22 protein-coding genes are annotated in these 19,999 nt (G+C 44.5%); 3 read left to right on the plus strand and 19 right to left on the minus strand.

Going from position 1 to position 19,999, the window contains the following annotated elements; translation table 11 throughout:
• Positions 1-252 precede the first annotated feature (252 nt).
• Positions 253-522, minus strand: coding sequence for a phospholipase D-like domain-containing protein (locus BMZ95_RS05865; RefSeq protein ID WP_046922336.1), 270 nt, complete (start codon positions 520-522; stop codon positions 253-255).
• Positions 523-1,013: 491 nt separating this feature from the next.
• On the opposite strand from BMZ95_RS05865, the gene BMZ95_RS05870 reads away from it, so the two are divergent.
• Positions 1,014-1,505: a YkgJ family cysteine cluster protein gene (locus BMZ95_RS05870; RefSeq protein WP_014073085.1), complete on the plus strand. Its 492-nt coding sequence runs from the start codon at positions 1,014-1,016 to the stop codon at positions 1,503-1,505.
• Positions 1,505-1,663 carry a hypothetical protein gene (locus BMZ95_RS11135; protein ID WP_155400499.1) on the plus strand — a complete coding sequence of 53 codons (159 nt, stop codon included), beginning with the start codon at positions 1,505-1,507 and terminating at the stop codon, positions 1,661-1,663. The genes BMZ95_RS05870 and BMZ95_RS11135 overlap by 1 nt, the downstream gene beginning before the upstream one ends.
• Before the next feature lie 305 nt (positions 1,664-1,968).
• On the opposite strand, the gene BMZ95_RS05880 is transcribed toward BMZ95_RS11135, so the two are convergent.
• The 18 genes from BMZ95_RS05880 to BMZ95_RS05960 all read right to left on the minus strand — a co-directional run bounded on the left by BMZ95_RS05880 (position 1,969) and on the right by BMZ95_RS05960 (position 18,436).
• Positions 1,969-2,184 (minus strand): YdbC family protein, encoded by a 216-nt coding sequence (locus BMZ95_RS05880; RefSeq protein ID WP_046922335.1) that lies wholly within the window; start codon positions 2,182-2,184, stop codon positions 1,969-1,971.
• A 335-nt stretch (positions 2,185-2,519) separates the two neighbouring features.
• Positions 2,520-3,044, minus strand: coding sequence for a phosphatase PAP2 family protein (locus BMZ95_RS05885; RefSeq protein WP_046922334.1), 525 nt, complete (start codon positions 3,042-3,044; stop codon positions 2,520-2,522).
• Between the two features lie 536 nt (positions 3,045-3,580).
• Entirely contained in the window at positions 3,581-4,678 is a 1,098-nt protein-coding gene (locus tag BMZ95_RS05895) for a HigA family addiction module antitoxin (RefSeq protein WP_196776579.1), read from the minus strand.
• On the minus strand, positions 4,665-4,961 hold the full coding sequence (locus tag BMZ95_RS05900; RefSeq protein WP_014073078.1) for a type II toxin-antitoxin system RelE/ParE family toxin: 297 nt from the start codon (positions 4,959-4,961) through the stop codon (positions 4,665-4,667). Before BMZ95_RS05900 ends, BMZ95_RS05895 begins: the two co-directional genes overlap by 14 nt.
• 753 nt (positions 4,962-5,714) lie before the next feature.
• Complete coding sequence (locus BMZ95_RS05905) at positions 5,715-6,140, minus strand: hypothetical protein (protein WP_014073077.1); 426 nt, start codon at positions 6,138-6,140, stop codon at positions 5,715-5,717.
• A 3-nt stretch (positions 6,141-6,143) separates the two neighbouring features.
• A complete protein-coding gene (locus BMZ95_RS11145) occupies positions 6,144-6,290 on the minus strand; it encodes a hypothetical protein (protein WP_155400498.1) in 147 nt (48 codons plus the stop codon).
• A gap of 484 nt (positions 6,291-6,774) precedes the next feature.
• Positions 6,775-7,566, minus strand: a complete 792-nt coding sequence (locus BMZ95_RS05910; RefSeq protein ID WP_046922332.1) for a hypothetical protein — start codon at positions 7,564-7,566, stop codon at positions 6,775-6,777.
• Positions 7,567-7,571: 5 nt separating this feature from the next.
• Positions 7,572-8,642, minus strand: coding sequence for a restriction endonuclease subunit S (locus BMZ95_RS05915; protein ID WP_049780068.1), 1,071 nt, complete (start codon positions 8,640-8,642; stop codon positions 7,572-7,574).
• On the minus strand, positions 8,623-10,329 hold the full coding sequence (locus tag BMZ95_RS05920; RefSeq protein WP_225354915.1) for an HsdM family class I SAM-dependent methyltransferase: 1,707 nt from the start codon (positions 10,327-10,329) through the stop codon (positions 8,623-8,625). Before BMZ95_RS05920 ends, BMZ95_RS05915 begins: the two co-directional genes overlap by 20 nt.
• 30 nt (positions 10,330-10,359) lie before the next feature.
• A complete protein-coding gene (locus BMZ95_RS11455) occupies positions 10,360-10,554 on the minus strand; it encodes a hypothetical protein (RefSeq protein WP_225354916.1) in 195 nt (64 codons plus the stop codon).
• Positions 10,555-10,864: 310 nt separating this feature from the next.
• Complete coding sequence (locus tag BMZ95_RS05925) at positions 10,865-11,419, minus strand: transcription repressor NadR (RefSeq protein WP_080927201.1); 555 nt, start codon at positions 11,417-11,419, stop codon at positions 10,865-10,867.
• Between the two features lie 56 nt (positions 11,420-11,475).
• Positions 11,476-12,330, minus strand: a complete 855-nt coding sequence (gene nadC / locus BMZ95_RS05930) for a carboxylating nicotinate-nucleotide diphosphorylase (RefSeq protein ID WP_046922331.1) — start codon at positions 12,328-12,330, stop codon at positions 11,476-11,478.
• A 40-nt stretch (positions 12,331-12,370) separates the two neighbouring features.
• The gene (locus BMZ95_RS05935) at positions 12,371-13,606 is read right to left on the minus strand and encodes an L-aspartate oxidase (protein ID WP_225354917.1); all 1,236 of its coding nucleotides are present in this window, start codon (positions 13,604-13,606) and stop codon (positions 12,371-12,373) included.
• A 94-nt stretch (positions 13,607-13,700) separates the two neighbouring features.
• Positions 13,701-14,606 carry a quinolinate synthase NadA gene (gene nadA, locus BMZ95_RS05940; RefSeq protein ID WP_046922329.1) on the minus strand — a complete coding sequence of 302 codons (906 nt, stop codon included), beginning with the start codon at positions 14,604-14,606 and terminating at the stop codon, positions 13,701-13,703.
• A gap of 488 nt (positions 14,607-15,094) precedes the next feature.
• Entirely contained in the window at positions 15,095-15,745 is a 651-nt protein-coding gene (locus tag BMZ95_RS11460) for a coiled-coil domain-containing protein (protein WP_164477217.1), read from the minus strand.
• Positions 15,746-15,788: 43 nt separating this feature from the next.
• Positions 15,789-16,367, minus strand: a complete 579-nt coding sequence (locus BMZ95_RS11465; protein WP_074786503.1) for a hypothetical protein — start codon at positions 16,365-16,367, stop codon at positions 15,789-15,791.
• 272 nt (positions 16,368-16,639) lie between these two features.
• Entirely contained in the window at positions 16,640-17,521 is an 882-nt protein-coding gene (locus BMZ95_RS05955) for an alpha/beta hydrolase (RefSeq protein WP_046922328.1), read from the minus strand.
• Positions 17,522-18,151: 630 nt separating this feature from the next.
• Positions 18,152-18,436 (minus strand): hypothetical protein, encoded by a 285-nt coding sequence (locus BMZ95_RS05960; RefSeq protein ID WP_046922327.1) that lies wholly within the window; start codon positions 18,434-18,436, stop codon positions 18,152-18,154.
• Positions 18,437-18,617: 181 nt separating this feature from the next.
• Between BMZ95_RS05960 and BMZ95_RS05965 the strand changes: the two genes are divergently transcribed.
• Positions 18,618-19,742, plus strand: a complete 1,125-nt coding sequence (locus BMZ95_RS05965) for an ABC transporter permease (RefSeq protein WP_046922326.1) — start codon at positions 18,618-18,620, stop codon at positions 19,740-19,742.
• Positions 19,743-19,999: the final 257 nt, after the last annotated feature.

Genomic DNA, 19,999 nt, shown 5'->3' on the forward strand with positions numbered 1-19,999 from the left:
GTTTTACGGGCAAATCCCTGTTTTTCACGTTTTGCCCGTAACCGCCCGTCTCATTTTACGGGCAAATCCCAGTTTTCCACGTTTTGCCCGTAATTGAAACTTTTGCCAAATCCAGCGTTGCGAATCGCGGGCTTGCCAAACAGCTGCGAATCTGCTCAACCCGACCGCCGTCAGCGTGATGCGGATACTGCATTTTTCAAATAACAAAGATTTTCCCCGCACGCCGAAAATACAGGAAAAGCCTTTTCATAACTATAACAATTGCGCAAACAAACGCATGATCATTCGACTCAGGCGATGAGGCGCGCTCCACTTGACGCTGTACTTTTCAGTAACTTCGCGACACTGCTTGAACGTTTCGTCAAAATCTTCCTTAATCGAAAGAACGGCCGGCACGTCCGTCATAAAACATCCATTTTCAAAATGATGATACAAGCTGCGGTAATCAAGATTAATCGTTCCGCACGTCGCCAGGCGATCGTCTGCCACGCTCATTTTGGCGTGCAAAAACCAGGCTTCCATTCAAAAATGCGCACGCCTTTTTCCGCAAGCACGTTGTAAAGCAGATAATAGTTTCACTGGGTCTGCGATAGTTGGTTGATTTCAAAACACAACTGGTCAGAAATCCTTTCTGAGTTCTTAATATGAATAGCATCAGAAAGTTTGACGACGTCTTTGCTCAAGGTCTTCCCTGCTTGAACGACTTTTTGACTTTTGCCTGATCAATCAGGTAGTCTTGCTACATTTCAAGCAGTTCCGTAATCGAATCTTCGGATGCCGCCAGGCCGATTAAACTGATTCCCATGCTAATCACAATATGCATAGCGGTGCTTTGCCAAGACGAAGACAGTTTTGCAAAATACAGTGCACGCAGCCTCAAAGCTCTGCATTTTTCATCAGACAACGTCCGCAAAAAGTTGACCCTGGTGCTATAATTGAAATTGTTGACTAAAACAAGAAAGGCCAAGACAATGTCAAAAGAAGATTTTGAAACAATCAAAACAAAAGACGGCATGGTTGATATAAAATACTATCATGACCTTGCACAACAAAAACATCAGGAGCACGAAAAATTTCTTGCGACTTTGCGAAAGAAGAAACCTAAGCACCTCGATAAAATCGTCAAAGAAACGCACCAGGAAATTTTTGACGTCGTTGACTGCACGAAATGCGCCAACTGCTGCAAAGATCTGGGGCCGTTGTTCACCGAGGCGGATATTGAAAGAATCGCCAAGGCTTTCAGAATGCACCTCGGTCATTTTGAAGATGCATACCTTCGCGTCGACGAGGACGGCGACAAAGTTTTCAAATGCATGCCGTGTCCGTTTCTCGGCTCAGACAACCTTTGCACGATTTACCCGATTCGTCCCAAGGCATGTCGCGAGTTTCCGCACACGGATCGCAAAAAGATCTATCAGATCAACCATTTGACGATTCAAAACACGCTCTACTGTCCCGCAGCTTACCTCTTCGTTGAAAGGCTGAAGGAAAAACTCGGCTACTGATGTCCGCATCGTTAGAATTAACCGCTAAATTGACGGGACTCGATTATTCCGGCAAAATCGTCACTTACGGCGTATCCTATACGCTCAGAAACGATGACGAAAAGCGCCAGGAATTGATTCAAAAAGTCGCTGATATGCAGAAAGATTATCAGCATTGATAAATAACCTCTGAGAAAAAAGAGGCTGAGAAAAAACGATGCCTCAGATTGAAAACTCGGATGATTTGCGATTTATTGCGAATCATCCATTTTTTTGCGTACAAAAAGGAGTCGAGGGCAAAATGACGATTTCTGAAATTTTTCCACGGAAAGCAATCCTCGGTTACATATAATATCCTCTTTTTTGACGTTTTGATACATGGACATAAAAACAGAATTTTTGGCTTATTTCCATATAGCAGGGGATACGCATACGCAAAAACCCGGATGAAAATTGCAATTCTCATCCGGGTTTTTAGTTTTAGTCATAGCTTTTGCAGAAGCTGTTTCAGCTTCTCCAGCTCATCATCAGACAAGGTTATGCCCTTGCCCATCTTCGCATGTTCAGGTGCCCAATCGCGAATGTCGTATTTGGGAGTGCCACCGTTCCATGAAATTTTGTTCAGTTCCTTTGTCCACCCCTTTGGACTTTTGGAAACAACGCCAAGATGTTCAATGATTTCATATTTGAATTCTGCCATTTTGATCACCATCCCTGGCACAAGCATATCCTACTTTGAAATAAATTGCAAAACCGAATTTACTGCATTTATCAGCAAAAAAAGGCCAGGAATCCCTGACCCAAAAACTTGAACCTTCCTCCAAACCGGCTAAAATTTTTATGCGTGCTCACGTTTATAATTGATTGCTCCTTTTTTGCAGCATAAGCATTTTCCCTGTTATGTTCGCTTCTTAATGACCCCGCATCAAGCAAACGCCCCGTTTAATTATGCCTAGTCTCGAGCTTCTAAGATTACGTATGTTTATTTCGCATTTTGCAAATTTTACAAAATTCCCGTTTTATGAAAAATCCTTATCAAAATTTGGACGTTTGACCCAAAATTCTCTCCACGCAGATTTTTCCGACATACCCGCAAAAGATGCCGACCAAAATTCCTCCCAGAACATCGGTCGGATAATGAACGTAAAGATACATCCGCGAAAATGCGATCAAAATTGCCAATGCAAGCGCTGCCTTCCAAATTTTATTCTCACCCGAAAAATAGAGTGCGGACACCGCCGCAAAAGATGCCGACGTATGTCCCGAAGGAAAAGAATACCCTAAAGGCCTTGGAATCAACAGGTTGATCGCAGTATTCACATCGCATGGTCTTGGCCTTAGAAAAATATTTTTCAAAATAACGTTGCACAAAACCGAATCCAAAATCACGGCCACCATTACCGCCAAGCCGATCTTTCTTGTTTTGGGAATCAAAATCAAAACCAGCGCAAGCATTACCCATGCTATCGAAAAATTTCCAAGGCTTGTGACAAATCGCATCGCCTCGTCTAAAAAAGGCGTTCTCAAATGTTGAATCAGATTTAAGATTTCAATTTCCAATGCTTTTTCTTCTTTCTTTTATTTTCTGCATTCCAAACAGATTTTTAAAATTTCGCTATCCATCTTTCCTGCTCTTTACCGTCGAAAACGTTTATATTATATATTCAATTTAAGTTTTAGTCCATTGAAAAATGCAGAGCTTCAATCAACATTTTCTGCACTGCATTTTACAAGATCATATCTGATTTTCAACTTGAATGGAAGTCATGATAATGAACACGGACTGAATCAATTCTATGATTCGCTTGACGAGCTCAAAATTTCTGACATTCTTGAAGATGATTGCTTGGCAAAACGTTCAACTTGCGAATGACTTTGTCCGGCATTTTTTCATATGTGAGACTCTTTTGCCAAATGCAGTGATGCGCATCGAATGAGCAATCATTGCGCCAAGTAAGGATTACGGCCAAAGGCCCATTTTTGATGATTCGCCCGTAAGCAAAAGAGATTTTGCCAAATAAAGCGCCAGCTCAATCAGTGCCTGGAAGAAGAAATAATTTGCACAAATCGGGAGTTGACTAGTTCTTCTGACAGCATCAAGCTATTACATATTTTTCCTTCAAATTATTCAACATATTGAATCTTATAATACCTTCAACCTGCATCCTTCCGACGACAATCCCTGGAGCAATTCCTTGCTTTTGAGCAAATTGGAGCACGCTTTTCTCTGAATAATCATTCCCGTTCTTAAATCTTTCAAAATCATCGTTCGGTATAAGAATGTCTCTGGCCCACATATCAGCTTTTTTCTCGTCATCTTCAGTCGTTCCGTTCGGCTGACCTATATGACCAAGAACAATATGCGCCAATTCATGGAATAAGCTGAACCAAAATTTGTCAGCATCCTTCCCTCTTGCCGTCATTCCGACAACAATCTTTTTACCATCCCAAAAAGTAGCACCGTGCAAGAAGGATCCTTTTAGATGCGGAAGAAACACCAGGGCTATCCCACACTCGTTCAAAACACTCCGTAACAGCGGACAAAATTCTTTCGGTTTAAGCAAAGTCATCTTTCGTATCTCAGGCATCTCTGAAATCAGCTTCTTTATATTGATTGGGGAAGTCTGAACATGACATGCTTCTATCTTTGCTTCTTGAGCCCATGCCATCAAGGTCAAATCGCTTTTTTCCGTAATTGCAAGTCTCCTGCATGCAATTCTTGTAATCTGTTTGTTTTCAAGCAACGCAAGACTTACGACACCAAAATATTTCCTAAGATAAGATACTTTCTCACTAACTTTTCTGGTTTCAGGAACCCAGCCTAATTTTGCCATTTCACTGTAAGGGAAATTCCTGGCTATTTCAGCATCTGCATCTTTTGCATTTTCATCTTCTGCCTTAACGATCTTCTCACGGTATATCGCCTCAAGATTATTCCAGAACTTTGCCGGAATTCCTAAAACCATTTCCAACTTCAATGCAGTTTCAGGAGTAAGTGCCACTTCGCCATTTATAAGCCTGCTGATATGTTTTTCCGACATGTCCATTCTGACCGCAAACTCCTTTTGACTCATTCCTCTGTCATTTAATTGTTCTTTGATTGTTGCTCCAGGTGGCGTTGCAATATAGCTACGACTCCTCACCATAGTAACGACTACCTCCTCACCATGTTTCATCAATTCAATGATAATCAACTATTTCTAAAATATTGGCAATCTGAATTTCATTTCCTTGTTTTTCAAAGACCAGTCTATTCGGATGAACCAAATCCATGGCATACTGTCCCTTCCTGTTTGAAGTCAAGGAATGGCATCGTCCAATGTGAAATTGCACCATCATCTCTACCGTATCAGAAGCTGATATTTGATCTATGCGCTGATGTATTTTATCAGCCATTTCATTGCCATACTCTTTCTTCGCAAATTTTGCATTCGTACAAACCTTTTCGAGTTTCTTATTTCTGTACGTAATTTCCAAAGCATCACCTGCTTTATGAATTTACCTGTTAGGTAAATTTACTATAGCACAGGAACGTCTATCTGTCAAAAACAAAATTTACCTGATAGGTAAATTTTTTCTCAGTGAGTCGGTAGGCTATATGATTAAATGTGGAAAATATTTTAAATACAACACTTGAAAATCGATACGCTCAAATATTATAAAATGCCCCAGCAACAAGATGGATATTTGTTGTTGGAGCATTCTTTTTATGTTTTACGTTCGGTAGGATGTTGTAGAGAGCGGTTGTAAAATGTAGGAAATCGTCGGTTTAAAATTGTCGAATTGCTCACATTTTTTGTATACTCCCTTTATTGATAATTTTAGGAGTGAGTATATTGAGAGAGGATATTATTAAAGCAATGCAGAGGTTCGTAAGACCAAATTGCAGTGCAATTGACAGTTGATCCTTGAACCTTCAATATGGTTATATCGGAAATTAAACCATCTGACGATAATAAATACACAAGAATATTCTTCAAAGGCCACAAAATCGGAAATACAATCTGACCGACGAGCTTTTTCTCTATAATCCTAACGACCAACGCAAAGTTTTGTGCTTCAAAAATTGATGTCTAATAACCTACATTTCAAACATCACATCGTCCAACGAGTAGCAACCAACGACCTACAATGCCGTTAAGATTAGGAACATATCCGAACAACTTCTTATTTTGTTTTTTCTCCATACCATCCTTATTCAAAAGTTCGTCTAAATATTAGGTGCAGCAATCAATATCCTCGATATTTATGCAACATATCCGACAACTCACAGTTCAAAATGATAAATTGACGCATATACTCCTCCGTAATATAAAACTGTCTACCTGTGCCACGTTCCTTGGTCGCAAGAATTTGTTCACCATCAGTTGATGTAATACGAAACCCATGAATAATACGGTTCCTCATCTCTACTATTTTACCGAACTTCTTTGCAATATTCGGACCAGCTTTTTTCGTAATCGTCTTATCCACGTCAGCGATCAGCCGTCCCGATTCTTTGTCAGTCAATTCATCCCACGAATAGGAATTGTCAGTGTGCAGAATGTTTTCAATTATAAATCCATTGTTTGAACTAAAAACGGATAATGACTTACCGAGAAGCAACATATAATTTTCTGTCGGCAACGATATCCACGTAAATGATTTATCACACATTACCTATTTTACCTCCTCACGATTATCGAAAAATTCCAGATACTGCTTGTACTTTTGCATAATCATATTCTTGACATACTGCTTCATATAGTCGCAATCAGGTTCGCCATAATCATCGAAGGGAAACTTGAAGAAAATCAGCTTCACCACTAGTTTGTCCTTCCTTGTGTCGGATAATATCTCAACGCTCTCGATGTATTTTTTGCATATCTCCTACTCGCTGTAATTTGCCCACTTGCTGAGCATGTGTTTCTTATATATCACTTTGCGGTATCAACAGCCCATGATGCTCGTCATGTCTAGACCGTCCATATCATCCTAATGCCCTCAGTGGCAACGATGATTCTGAACCAGAACCGTTTGAAGACATGACGTAATCGACATACGATCCATCCTTGATTTACCTGAGCATCCGCTTGAACTTGGTGCATCCCTCAATTTACTTCTCACTACAACCTTCGTCCGAAATAGGCGGATATATCAGCTCGGTGTCCGCACAATAAAAGTGAATCTCACTGCTCATCCAACGAAAAAGCGTCAACCTGCGTCCCCGTACTCACACGGGTATAGCAATAGGAACTCTTTTTCTTCTTTGTTTCCTGTGTTTATGTTTGAGTTTTTCACTTAACTATGGCTAACCAATCAGTGACTTGATGGCTATCTGAACAAACGGAAGTACAATGCTTGCGATTTCCGCCGAACTCTTGGCGATAGATGCCACCTTCTCTAGCTTTTCAGCAAACTTCTCCTTGTTTTTGTCTTTCGCCGCTTTTTCAAGATTTTTTACAGCCTCTTGGGCATCGTCCTTCAACTTCTGCTCTATATCGAGATCGAGAAGCGCCCCCACTGTTGCGCCTATGGTCACATCCCCTATCTCTGCTTCTGCATTTGCCTTTGCAGAAACGTTGTTATTTATGACTGGCGCAACACTTATACTCTGAATTCTTTCATCCATTCGTTCTTGGAACCATCCATTGGCATATATGCGTCCTTCATCCGTCACTGTGACCAAATATGGCGAATCATCTGCCCATTGTACATTCAGCAACCCACACCGTGAAAGTTCTGAATAGTACGTATCCTTGTCAAAATCAACTGACACGAATGCATGTCTATCTTCGGACTTCCTTTTTTCTTCATCTTGCACAGCGAGATACATCATCAGACCATCGGCTTCATCACTTACTGGTTTGAACCATCTTCTAGCTTTTCGTGCTTTATCGTAGTGTTCCGAACCTGCCGGAAGCATTGACTGGAACATAACAAGGCTATGCTCCCAGTCTGTCTGCATCTCAATCATCCTTTGATTTTTCAAGGCAATGAATGCCTCTGAAATTCCAAGGTTTGTAAAATCCCTTGTGTTTGAATCTTGATTCATCCATGCATAGGCAAGTGCAGCTTCTTGGATAAGGCTCAACCCATTCATGATTTTTACTCCTTCCCTCTCAGAAATGTTAGATACTGCTCGTACTTCCTGAGCATCATGTTCTTGGCGTATTGCTCCATGTATTCGTAATCAGGCTTGCCGTCATCGTCAATAGGAATCATTAGCTTTTGCCTGAGCATGCGTTTTTCCTTGAACTTATAGCCATAGCTATACTTGGTTCGTTGTTGCATAACAATTGTCTTGAAGAACAACAGTACGTATTCGTTATCTTCATGGTGAAGTAGATGAAGACGTTTTACATCATCCGTAAAAATACATTCATATGGGTGATAAAAAGCAATGCAAGGTGCACCGTTATAGTTCACACCCAGTATATTCTTGTCACAAGATGAGTTGCTGTTGCCAACAAACCCTGTGATGCCATTGCTATTGTCAGTTGCACCGATAAACGGCCTATTACCATCAATCTTATCTGCATTTGTCAAGCGCTTACCTGCACTAACAGAAAATAGCTTCTCAAGTGCATACTCTTTCCATTCTTTTTCATCCAGCTTCGGAATCTCAACGTATTCGCCCAGTTCCGCAATGCGCGCTTCGACATAGGCACGATATTTAGCAAGCATCGCATCACGCTTCTGCTGTGCATACTCCGCCATATACGCATAGCCAGGCTCACCGTCATTGTCAACAGGGAGCATGACCTTTGTCTTTGCCAATCTCTTGCCAGTCCAGCTATGGCCATGAGAAAAAAACGCTTTATTTGATGAAAGACATCGCTCTATAAACAATCCGTTGTAAACGTTAAGACATTCGGAATACCCAACTGAAGTTTTCCCAGACATACCAATAAAAGATATTGGCACATAATGCGCAAGCCCAGCGGCACCATCTCCAATCTGTACAAAGACCATTCCATTCCCATCAGAAGCCCATTCTCCGTTAGCTTCAGCAGAACATATTTTACAACCTATTATAGATTTCGCTGCCGCAATATAAGGAAGCCTATCGCCGTCAACCAAACCTGCTGTTGTCTTTCCTTTGGTTGCTTCAATCACAGGGAACAATGAATCAACACTAAATGCATTCCACGTATTCTCACTCAGTTTCTTCATCATCAGCCCCCCCTTCTTCGAACAGGTACTCGCGATTCTGCATGACCATCGAGAACTCGAATGTCAGGTAGTCACCGATGGCCTTCTCGAAGTCGGAATCGGTCGGTATCTCATCGTTGAAGTAGTAGAAACTGTGCAGCCACTCATCCTCGGGTTTCACCGTAGACTCAACGCAGAACTTCGACGGTGCTTCAGCGCGTCCATTCCAAACGTCCAACAGGTGCTGCTTCTTATCCTTTGCAGAATCACCCTCGACAAGACCGACATGTGCGCGCACCTCGTACCCATCATCACGGAAGTCGATGAATTTGCACATCTTATCAGCATCGTGCGGCTCATGAGCCGTAAACACAGCAATAACCGGGTTCGTTCCCACGCCGTAGAACGTATCCGTGTTGCACGTGATGACGCCTTCCAGCGTGTAATTCTTCATAATGTTCTTCTTGAACGCTTTCTCAGCTTTCGATTTGCCAGTCATGGAGGACTGCGGAACAATGACTGCGGAACGTGCTCCGACTGTCAGGGAATCCAGCAGGTGCTCAATGAACGAAAGCTCATACTGCTCGGGGGCTGCTTGCGTGCCCTGCGAGTATGGCGGATTCATGAGACCGACTGTCGCACCTTTCAGCTGCACTTTCGCCGGATTTTTTGCGAGGAAATCGCAGCACTCAAGTTTACTGTTACCGTCACGGCGCAGAATCATGTTTGCGCATACCACGGCGAACATATTGCTCTGAAGCTCGAACCCGTGAAGTTGCTTCTTTTTGATATTCTTGCGCTGCTGGTCAGAATCGGCCATAGACAGCATGCGATGCATCGCAGAAATCAGAAATCCTGCCGTTCCGCACGTCGGGTCGAGTACGGTATCGTTCGGCTGAACATCCACCAGCTCGCACATCAAATCGCAGATGTGACGGGGCGTCAAAATGATGCCGAGCGTCTGACCGTCGCCACCGGAATAACTCATGAATTCGCCGTAAAAACGACCGATGAAGTCCTCGCTCGTCTTCTGGTATTTGATGTTCTTGAACACCTTCTCGTTCAAGAACTCCGTATAGTACTTGAACGGCGTCTTTCCGAGCGTATCGTTCTTCTCGTTCAAACGGAAACTTGTCTGGATGATGGAGAACTCTGACAGCAGCTTGTCCTTCTTCGCATCCGGGCCAACGTTCGAACGCGTCAGACGTCCCTTGATAGCATTCATCAGCTTGTCGCCATCGCGCATTCCCGGCGTCTGGTCACCGGTCAGGCTGTTGATACTTAAACCGCCATACTCAATTTCATCAAGCGCAAGCAGAATACCTGCAACGACAAGCGGCTTGTCTTGGTCCTTCAGCGTCCCATACGTGCGCAGGTACTCGTGTAGCTCGGCCGCGTCCTTTAGAATCTGCTCCGTAGTCTTCTCAACATCGGTCTCTTCCTCCAGAACATAACGCGTGTAATACTCTCGAATGTTATTAGGCGAGAATGACACGAACGATTCAAGGTTCGGTAGTTCCTTATATCCCTCGCGGTCATCAACGTATAGCGGTGTAATCTCATGATGTTTCTCGTTGCCAGATACGCCAACAGCAAATACCTTCTTAAACGAACTGTTTTGAGCGATGTGCTTCGCATAGAAATATGCCCCGTTAACCGCATAATCCGTCACTGCCTTGACATCAACATCAATAATACCTTCCTTTATCAACTTCTCCTGTTTATCAAGGTCGGCCTTGTCCTAGATGACAATCACATAATCATCTACGACAGACACATACTCGGGATAACCAGCCTTACCAGTTCCGCGCTTCGATGCTGTTTTTAAAGTTTCGTCAAGTTCTTTTACATTGCTTCCCTGCGCATCATAAGAAATACCACACTCTTTGAGCTGAGATGCAACCCACAGGTCGGTATTCACTTCTTTCTTTGCCATTAATATATCCTCCAAATATTTAATGTTAGTAAAATTGTCAACTAAAATACTTAATATAATTCATGAATTGAATTATATATTTTTTCATTCTTTTCGTCAAAGTCAATAAAAAATTGACGTCTTAGCTTCAAGTTACTTTTAAACTCATATGCACTTCACATTTTAAGAATAACGCAAATAAAAATCTCCCCATCACCTTCCGCCCGATGATAAGAAGATTTATTTTAAAATCATGCTTTGATTTTCCCAGAAAATATTTTCTTACTTTGTTTTCATTAGTATGATTTCTTCCGAACTCGAAAAAGAATCTCTACGATAAATCTCTATTTTGAAAAAGCTCCTTCTCCCACTCTTCTTGTTCCAGCAAGAAACCTTTCTTTTTCAGCGCTTCTTCGATCATATCCAATGTATTTTCACTATCTGCTTCTACCACATGATAATGATAATCGGATGTGATATTTTTCAATGGAGTTGATTTTCCGCTTCTGATATCATCAATGAATTCTGCTGCTCTTCGTCTGGAATTGATATTTAGTGTGGCCTCAATATGTCCGTAGACTCTGTGATTCACCATCACGTTACGAACTCTTCCGCCGAGATCTACGATTGCGTAAAGCTCGTCCTTGATCTGTTCATCGGTGTGCTTCACTTTGAAGGTTCTTTCCACTAAATGTGATTCGTGCAAAATATATCCTCTGTTCGTAGAGATAATATCGTGTCCTGCGGCACGAATGAGCGCAATATCCTGCACGATTACCTGACGGCTTACTCCAAAATGCGCAGCCAGTGCCTTTCCCGGTACCGGCACTGAGCTTGTCTTTATCTGATTTATAATGTCAGTTCTTCTCTCTGGTCCTGTCATCATGCCGCTTCCTTTCTAAATTGAAATCTCTACTTGTAATTGTTATTTTATCGTCACATTTACTCTACAGCGTGAAGATTTTTCATAGAGATATCAAGTATCGGTGCAGAATGTGTCAAGGCACCGCTGGAAATATAATCAACACCAAGAGCTGTCAGGCGTCCGATATTTTCTTTTGTTACATTTCCGGAACATTCTACCTCGGCTCTTCCGTCAATGATCTTGATTGCTTCCTGCATCTCTTCTGTTGACATATTATCAAGCATGATGATGTCTGCACCGGCTTCTACTGCTTCTTTTACCATTTCAAGATTCTCAACTTCAACTTCGATTTTTCTTACAAATGGGGCATAGTCTTTTGCCATCTCAACAGCTTTCTTTACGCCTCCTGCTGCTCCGATATGGTTATCTTTCAGGAGCACTCCGTCGGAAAGATTATATCTATGGTTGTAACCACCACCAACACGAACTGCATATTTCTCAAAGATTCTCATGTTTGGCGTTGTCTTTCTTGTATCAAGAAGTTTTGTTTTGCTTCCTTCAAGAAGTCCTGCAACAGAATGCGTATACGTTGCGATTCCGCTCATTCTCTGAAGGTAGTTCAATGCTACGCGCTCACCGGAAAGAAGTACGCGAATATCTCCCGTTACTTTTCCCATCAGTTGCCCGTTTTTTACTTCATCTCCGTCTTTGCAGTACAGTTCTGTCTTTGTATCTGCATCTAACAGTTCGAATACTCTGCGGTATACTTCCAGTCCAGCAATCACTCCGTCCTGCTTACAGATCAGTTCTACTTCACCTTTCACGTAATCCTTCATAACGGAATTTGTTGTTACGTCTTCGCTTGAAATATCTTCTTTGAGCGCTTCAAGGATCAAATGATCTGCCTGAAGCGTCATTGTAATATCGTTCATCATCTTTCTCCTGCTTTTATCTTTTTTACCATAACTATGTTTACATTTCACGCACTTTTACTTCATTCTCTGCTCCGGAAATCTTATTTGCTGCACGTTTTGCAAATACAAGACTCTCCAGAAGCGAGTTGCTTGCCAGACGGTTCGCACCATGCACGCCGTTGCAGCTTGTCTCTCCTACTGCATATAAATGTTCCATGGATGTTTTGCTGTCTGAATCAACCCAGACTCCTCCCATGAAATAATGCTGTGCCGGAACAACCGGAATACATTCTTTTGTCACATCATATCCTTCTTCCAGGCAATGCTGATAAATATTCGGGAAATGACCCATGATTGTTTCTTTTCCAAGCTTCTCCATGGACAACCAGACATGATCCGTGCCTTCCTTTTCCATCTCTTCTCTGATTGCCTTTGTCACAACATCTCGCGGAAGAAGTTCATTTACAAAACGTTCTTTCTTGCTGTTGAGAAGAACTGCACCTTCTCCTCGAACAGACTCGGAAATCAAGAAACGTCTGCCTGGTTTCTTTGAATACAACGTTGTCGGATGAATCTGTACATAGTCCAGATGTTCCAGACGAATTCCGTGTTTTTCAGAAATTGCAAGTGCATCTCCTGTCAAATGCGGGAAGTTTGTCGAATGTTTATAACGTCCACCGATTCCACCGCTCGCCCAGATCGTATTCTCTGCATGGATCTCGAATTCATTTCCTTCTTTATCCTGCACAAGAATTCCTTTACATTCCTCATTTTCTACAATAATATCTGTCATCGTTGTATATTCAAGCAGTGTTACATTTGAAAGATGTTTTACCTGTGCGAGAAGTTTACTTGTAATTTCTTTCCCGGTAATATCTGCATGGAACAAAATTCTTGGCCGAGAATGTGCCCCCTCGCGAGTAAATGCATAAATATCCTGAATCTCTGCATTTCCATCTTTACCTGCAGCTTTATTTTCATGATCATCTGTATCTTGTTTCTGGAAATCCACTCCGTAATCGATCAGGTCTTGGATAATTTCTCTTGAACTGCGAATCATAATATCAACAGATTCTTTTCTGTTTTCATAATGTCCCGCTTTCATTGTATCTTCAAAGTAACTATCATAGTCATCCTTGTCGTGCAGCATACAGATTCCTCCCTGAGCCAGGAATGAATCACTGCTCTCTAAATCTGACTTTGTAATCATAATGATCTTCTGATCTCTTGGAAGGCAAAGTGCGCTGAAAAGTCCTCCGACACCTGTTCCGACAATGACTGTATCTGCTTCCATTTTCATAATAAATATCTCCATTCCGACAGCGTCTGTCGCTTTGATTCACATTTTCTGTGATTTTCGATTGCCGTCAATCCTATCTGACCTCTGTTTACTTAGCCAACTCCAACATTCTCTCCAACGGCTTCTTGGATTCTTCACGAAGCTTATCATCTACGAACACTTCATTCTCACCCGTCTTTAATACATGAAGTACTTTTTCAAGCGTAACTTTCTTCATATCTTTGCAAATCGGAGTTGTCTTTGTAAAGTAGAATTTCTTTTCAGGGTTTCTCTTCTGAAGTTCATACAGAACTCCGCTTTCTGTACAGATGATGAATTCTTTCGCATCTGATTTTCCTGCCTGAGCAATAATTTCTGAAGTACTTCCGACAAAATCAGAGAGTTCCAAAACTTTTGCCGGACATTCCGGATGTGAAAGAACCTCTGCTTCCGGATGTGCTTCTTTCGCTGCTTTGATTTCTTCAAGCTCCATATGTTCGTGCACAACACAGAATCCTTCATTATATATAAAGTTCTTTTCCGGTACCAATCCTGCGATGTAATGTGCAAGGTTACGATCCGGGATAAAGAAAATGTTCTTATTTGGGAGTGATTTTACGATTTTTACTGCATTGGATGAAGTTACACAGACATCAGAATGTCTTTTCAGTTCTGCTGTTGAATTGATGTAGCAGACAACAGCAAGGTCATCATACTCAGAACGAATTTTCTCGATTGTATCTGCTGATGCCATATGTGCCATTGGACAATCTGCTGCCATATCCGGCATAAGCACTGTCTTCTCAGGATTAAGGATTTTCGCACTCTCACCCATAAATGAAACACCACAAAATACGATTGTTTTCTCTTTCAGTCCAACTGCAACTTTGCTTAAGTAGAAAGAATCTCCTACATAATCTGCAATCTCCTGTACTTCCGGTCTCACATAATAATGTGCCAGAATTACGGCATCTTTTTCTTTCTTTAACTGTTCTATCTCTTCACTGATTGTCATTGCACGTACCTCTGTTATTCTCTGCTGACATAGATTTCCGCCATTGCGCAGCTCTATGTCAATCAAGCTGTTGTTATATTCTCGCCCATTATAACACTGTCGTTTACAGGTGACAAGACACTTGTTTTGCAAAAAACTTTACCCTAAAGGGGCGAGGATGCCCCTTTAGGGTAAAAAAAGAGTTTCTTCCAACTAAATTAAGCCGGTATACATAGGTTCGTATACATTAATAGATTGAGTTTATCATCAAGAAACGCTATATTTCATATTATTCTAGCACATCTGCCAGAACCAGCAACCACCATATCGTGTTTTTTCAAAAAGTTCATCAAAACTTTTAATTTCCATGATGCTGAAAAGCAAAGCCTGAAATTTGCATCTACCCGCATACGCCACGAAGGTCCGGCAAGCCAAGTAAAACACGAACGTTATTCATTATCTTTGCCAAGGTCACGCTGGAGGGGGTCTTCAGAAAATTCCCTTCTACATCATCGTCGCATTAATGTCTGCCGCGATGTTTGCGCCTTCGCGCCGGTCGCTTCCGGTCTTCGAGATCGCCCGGACGTAGCGGGGGTCACCGTAATAGGCAAGCTTGTAGTGCTTGCCGTCGCCGGTGAAGATCCGCTTGACCTCCGCCTGCCGCTTCCTGCGCAGGTTCGCATAGCCGTTGGACTGCAGGATGTCGCCGTAGACGTCGGCGCGGTGCCCTTCGCCACGGGTCCGCTCGAGCCCGTCGCTCCGGCGTCAAGGACCATCTCGCTGATTTCGCCCGGATAAAGGTCGGTCTCCTTTCCGCCGAACAGAACCGGCACCTGACCGCTGCTGCTGAGTCTTGTGCGCAGTCCGTTGACTTCCGCCTCAAGTCTGGTGTTTCTCTGCATTAGTTCCTCTATTCTCAGCTTCAACTTCTCGTTGTCCGCATCTAACTCGTCGAAGTACTCCCTGATTTCTCCTTCGGCCTTCTCCTTTTCAAGCAGTGCCTTCCTGACTTCCTCCTTCTGCTCGCCGATCCGCTCAAGCATCAGCGCATTCGCCACGTCCTGCCACGTGCAAAGCTCCGGCAGCTTCTGCAGCGCCATGTACTTCAGCACTTCCGTCGCAATCCTCTCGTCAGTCTTCCTTCCCGCCGGAATTCTCATGTGCGTTCCGTTTGGAAAATACACTCCCGCATCCCCGTTGCGCTCAAGGACGCAGCCGTACTTCTCCGACGTCTTTCTTCGAGAACTTCCTGTTTCTGGCCACGATGACGTGCGCATTGCCCTTCAGCCTGCTGCAGAGCATCCTGACGTCAAACGGCAGCTTCTTACCGTCTCTTTTTGAAATGTACACCACCGGTAGCCGGTAGCTCTGTTCAAATGTGACTGCAGACACAAGAGTTGCGGCATTTTCCTTTGAGGTTTCCAGCTCTGCATTCAACACAGGCAGCCCGTTGTCGTCGGCAAGGTATCCGGAACTTATCAGCATCGAGATGAAGTGCGGCGTCGTGAAGCACTGGTTGTCAAGCGACGCACCCTCCGTGTAGCTGCGCTCGAGCTGGACCGAAATCCGGTTTGCCGCAAAGTCCATCACATAGTCCGTGTCCCAGACCGCACCGTTTGCGGCCTTCTTCTCTCCGTAACGGACGTTCCTCTCCCCGTTCCACTTCAGGTTGCGGATGACGTTTTCCGGATACGGATTCTCCTGATTGCAGCGGATGACGAGCCTGATTAAGTCATCCTCCGCAATGTCTCTCGTTTCAAGAACTGTTGAATAAAGCAGCATGAAAGCCCCTCCTTTCTGTCTGATTCAATCAGATCTCATTTACGCCAATAAAAAAAGCACCCTGCAGACACGCAAGGCACCCCCGGCGATTCATGACTGAAAGTCAACGGTAAGGCGGCAATTACATACTCGCTTCCCCTGCAGTGGTCGTCCGTCTGACCATTCCACCTAAAAAACTCTCACTTGGCAGGTCAAGCCTGCCGGCGTTCAAGCAGTCCTGGTGCTTTGGGACTAACCGCTCGGCTTCACACCTTACATAACTGGGTTACACCTTATCCCATATGCTTTCTGAAGAATTCCACCTCGTCCTCATTGCATTGCCTTGCGGTTTCGTCCTTCTGGTTCATCAGGAAGACGTGCGGCTGAGGGTTGTCCTTGTCGCCGTATGACCTGCAGACGTGCTCAACGCCGCGGGCGGTCAGAAAGCCGTCAAGCTTGATGGTCTGGTCGTGGATGAAGTCCTCATTGGCCGTTGAGAGGTAGCAGGGCAGGAAGTCTTCCGTGATGTAGTCCTCGGCTGAAATTCTCCTTCTGTCCTTCTCAACAATGTCCTTCGGGAAGTATGCATTCAGCGTGCCGGCAATCATGCCGGGGTCCAAGAGGAAGAACGCACCGCTGTTCAGGGCAGCGGCTCTGAATTTCAAGTCAACGGGCTCGTAACCGAACATGCTGCGGTATTCGGGGTTGGTCAGAATTGCGATGTACTGCTCTGCCATCTGACCGCCGGCCGAATCGCCGGCGATGAAGACATTGTTCCTGTCGAGGCCGTACTCGTCAGCGTGGTCGCTGACCCAGTGCATGTAGCGGTCGACGTCGTCAAGTTCGCCCGGGAACACCACTTCCGGAGCGAGGCGGTAGTTCGGGTTGACGAAGGCAAAGCCGTGCGCAGCCAGGTTCAGTCCGTAGAACTGGTATGTCTCCTTCGTTCCGTAGCAGTAGCCGCCGCCATGAACGTTGATGATGACGGGAATCTTGCCTTCCACGTTCTCCGGCAGGTACAGGTCAAGCAGGCGCCACTTCGGGTCAGGGCCGTAGCTCAGGTCATCGATTCTCCTTACGCCGGGAACTTCGCGTGGCAGTCCGGCATCGCGCGCATCGTCGTTCTTCTTGCACATGCGCCTCATTTCAAGTACTTCTTCCATTGTATCAGTCATGTTAATTCCTCCTAAGGAGATTTCGCAGGGCATCTTCTACCCCGCCGTCCTTCATTGTATGCGATTTCATTTTTGAGGTCAACTGTAAAATGCAGAGCTTTGAATCAGCTGTTATCTCTGACATACACAAAAAGACCGGTCCGGCACGATTCCGGATACGGTCCTTTACAGCAGAATGTCAGCTTTCAGTCCATGGAACTTCCCGTGCCTTTGCCTGAGTTTCCTTCCCTTCGCTATATTTCCTCCAAATTTCACCCCTTTGAACTACATTTGCTGATTCGCCATTCATCGACATAATTGCAAACGTCATTTTCGATATGACCTGTCGTCCTTCACCTTGTTCTCCGCGGCCTGAATCATCTTCCTTTCTTCCACTACAGCATAGCTTCCAAGCCTTTCCACCGAATCGTCGTACCTTCCGGCAATTTCTCCGATTGCTTCTTCAGATGATTCAAGGTCTCCGCAACCTCGCTCATGTCAACTCTCACTGGTAATCCCCCCCACAATTCTTAAAAGCGCAAATAACCATTTAAAATCGCAATCCTTTAGCAGCTCTTTTTTAATATATTTTATAAATATATATCATTTTTATCTCTTGGTAGCTTGTAATATGTGTTTTATTTGTTCTTTTTATGACTTAATAAGTTTCATCGGCAAAACGCTTCCTCCCTTGACGCCATATGCATACACGAATCTGCGCAGACGGCGCTGATAGGACGCCGCACAGCAGCCACACAACGGCAACCCGATGAAGACCGTCACCCCGATTCTCCTCGTCCTCGGAATCACCATCAGCACCACCGCGACCAGCAGCCAGAACACTCCGAAGTTGCCAAAGCCCGTGATGAAGCACATGAACCAGTCCAGCGCCGGATTATTCAGCCTCTGAATCGCATCGAGAATTCTCGGTTCCATTTTCTCACCCCACATTCAATACCACCGGTATACCATCTCCCTGCCCCCTCCGATTACCATTCCGTCCGCGCCCGTTTTCCCCATTTCCGGAAATGCAGGGGCTCCGGTCCCTGAATGGTTCCCCTGACCTCCATTCAGTGCTACAATGACATCAGATAAATTCACCCGGGAAGTGACCGAAATGACAAGCGAAGCAGAAATATCGCTGCTGAAGAAGAAGAGGAGAAAGCTTGAAAAAAGAATCGACGAACAGAAAAGCTTCATCAGAAACTTCACCCAACTCCTTGAAGAAGGAGAAGACAACCTGGCCAGGGTTCAGCCGTACCTCGCCCTGGACGAATACGGCCGGAAAAACTACACCTTCACCGGCTACGGTAACTTCGACGGTCTCCACTTCAACTGGCAGGACGTGTTCCAGAAGATGATTGACGACGACAGCATGCCGGACTACCAAGGGATGCACGACGAGGACTTCACCTTCAGACTGTACATAGACGGCTACACCCGCTTCAGCGTCAGAATGCCGTACTTCTACTCGCACGAGGAATTTCTCAGGGACTTCCGCTCATTCGAGCACGCCTTCGAGGAATACGACCTGAAAAGACACCTGCCGGAACTGCGCAGAAAGGAAGAAAAAGAGCGAAGGAAGGCGCAGAATAAGGCCCTGCAGGAAGAACTGGAAGCAAGAAAGCGCGAAGAAAACAAGTCATTCAGGGAGCGCCTGGCAGAATTCATGGCAACTCCCATCAGCAGTGAAGCCACCGAAAGATTCGGCGACTTCCTGATTATGGCGGGACTTTTACCCCTGATCTGGTTTGCGGCCGGCTATGAAGGCGGCTGCCTGACGCTTTTTACGGCGGCCTTCGTCTTCATCACTGCATTCATCTTCATGGCATTCGTATTCAATTGCTCAATTGAAACATTGCTGACCGTACTGTTCATCTTCTTCGTCACCCTGCTGATTATCGGCTGCCTGATCAAGTTCTTCTCCGTCTTCGTCGCCGATCCGCCGAAGAAACCTGAAAAGCCGGCCTCCCCCGCACCTCCGACGCCAGAAGAAGAATACAGAAGCCACACCGACGCCCTGAGCGGCAATTCGTCTCATCCCGTAATCTCCGACGAAACCGTCCTCTCCTACTACGACTACTACATCGAGGGCATTGCCTCCCGCCTTCCCGGAAGAATCGCCGAGATCAAGGCCGCCCTTGCCGGCTACAGGAGCAGACGTGACGAACTTCAGGCAAGGCTAGACAAGGTAACTGAGCAACTGAGGGAGCTGGGGGAGGATTGGGACGATAATGAGTAAGGAAGAATGGCAAGCTCAGTGACCAGCCCCTATGATTTTGCTGAAAAAAGCTTTTAATTATACAGAAAATGTGTTAGCATAATATTAGCCTTACCGGTGGGACAAGGTGAGCGTACAAGTCTACGCTCGATGACCCGCCAAATAGTCTCCGGTGTTCATGCCGGGGGCTTTTTTTGCGGATTTGAACAAGTCGGGGTAAAGAATGGGAAAATGAAAAAGCATCCCGGGTGGGGATGCTTTTTTGAGGGGACGATAGT

Origin of the sequence: Ligilactobacillus ruminis DSM 20403 = NBRC 102161 (assembly GCF_900113455.1) — a bacterium.
In the GTDB taxonomy this organism is placed as follows: domain Bacteria; phylum Bacillota; class Bacilli; order Lactobacillales; family Lactobacillaceae; genus Ligilactobacillus; species Ligilactobacillus ruminis.

Coding starts and splice junctions, on each gene's coding strand:
- BMZ95_RS05910 (WP_046922332.1), bottom strand. CDS start 7,566: ATGAATGGGTTGAGCCTTATCCAAGAAGCTGCACTTGCCTATGCATGG.
- BMZ95_RS05870 (WP_014073085.1), top strand. CDS start 1,014: ATGGTTGATATAAAATACTATCATGACCTTGCACAACAAAAACATCAG.
- BMZ95_RS11465 (WP_074786503.1), bottom strand. CDS start 16,367: ATGCTGCTTTATTCAACAGTTCTTGAAACGAGAGACATTGCGGAGGAT.
- BMZ95_RS05960 (WP_046922327.1), bottom strand. CDS start 18,436: ATGGAACCGAGAATTCTCGATGCGATTCAGAGGCTGAATAATCCGGCG.
- BMZ95_RS05965 (WP_046922326.1), top strand. CDS start 18,618: ATGACAAGCGAAGCAGAAATATCGCTGCTGAAGAAGAAGAGGAGAAAG.
- BMZ95_RS11135 (WP_155400499.1), top strand. CDS start 1,505: ATGTCCGCATCGTTAGAATTAACCGCTAAATTGACGGGACTCGATTAT.
- BMZ95_RS05915 (WP_049780068.1), bottom strand. CDS start 8,642: ATGATGAAGAAACTGAGTGAGAATACGTGGAATGCATTTAGTGTTGAT.
- BMZ95_RS05905 (WP_014073077.1), bottom strand. CDS start 6,140: ATGTGTGATAAATCATTTACGTGGATATCGTTGCCGACAGAAAATTAT.
- BMZ95_RS05935 (WP_225354917.1), bottom strand. CDS start 13,606: ATGGAAGCAGATACAGTCATTGTCGGAACAGGTGTCGGAGGACTTTTC.
- nadC (WP_046922331.1), bottom strand. CDS start 12,330: ATGAACGATATTACAATGACGCTTCAGGCAGATCATTTGATCCTTGAA.
- BMZ95_RS05925 (WP_080927201.1), bottom strand. CDS start 11,419: ATGATGACAGGACCAGAGAGAAGAACTGACATTATAAATCAGATAAAG.
- BMZ95_RS11460 (WP_164477217.1), bottom strand. CDS start 15,745: ATGAGAATTCCGGCGGGAAGGAAGACTGACGAGAGGATTGCGACGGAA.
- nadA (WP_046922329.1), bottom strand. CDS start 14,606: ATGACAATCAGTGAAGAGATAGAACAGTTAAAGAAAGAAAAAGATGCC.
- BMZ95_RS11455 (WP_225354916.1), bottom strand. CDS start 10,554: ATGGCAAAGAAAGAAGTGAATACCGACCTGTGGGTTGCATCTCAGCTC.
- BMZ95_RS05865 (WP_046922336.1), bottom strand. CDS start 522: ATGGAAGCCTGGTTTTTGCACGCCAAAATGAGCGTGGCAGACGATCGC.
- BMZ95_RS05955 (WP_046922328.1), bottom strand. CDS start 17,521: ATGACTGATACAATGGAAGAAGTACTTGAAATGAGGCGCATGTGCAAG.
- BMZ95_RS05880 (WP_046922335.1), bottom strand. CDS start 2,184: ATGGCAGAATTCAAATATGAAATCATTGAACATCTTGGCGTTGTTTCC.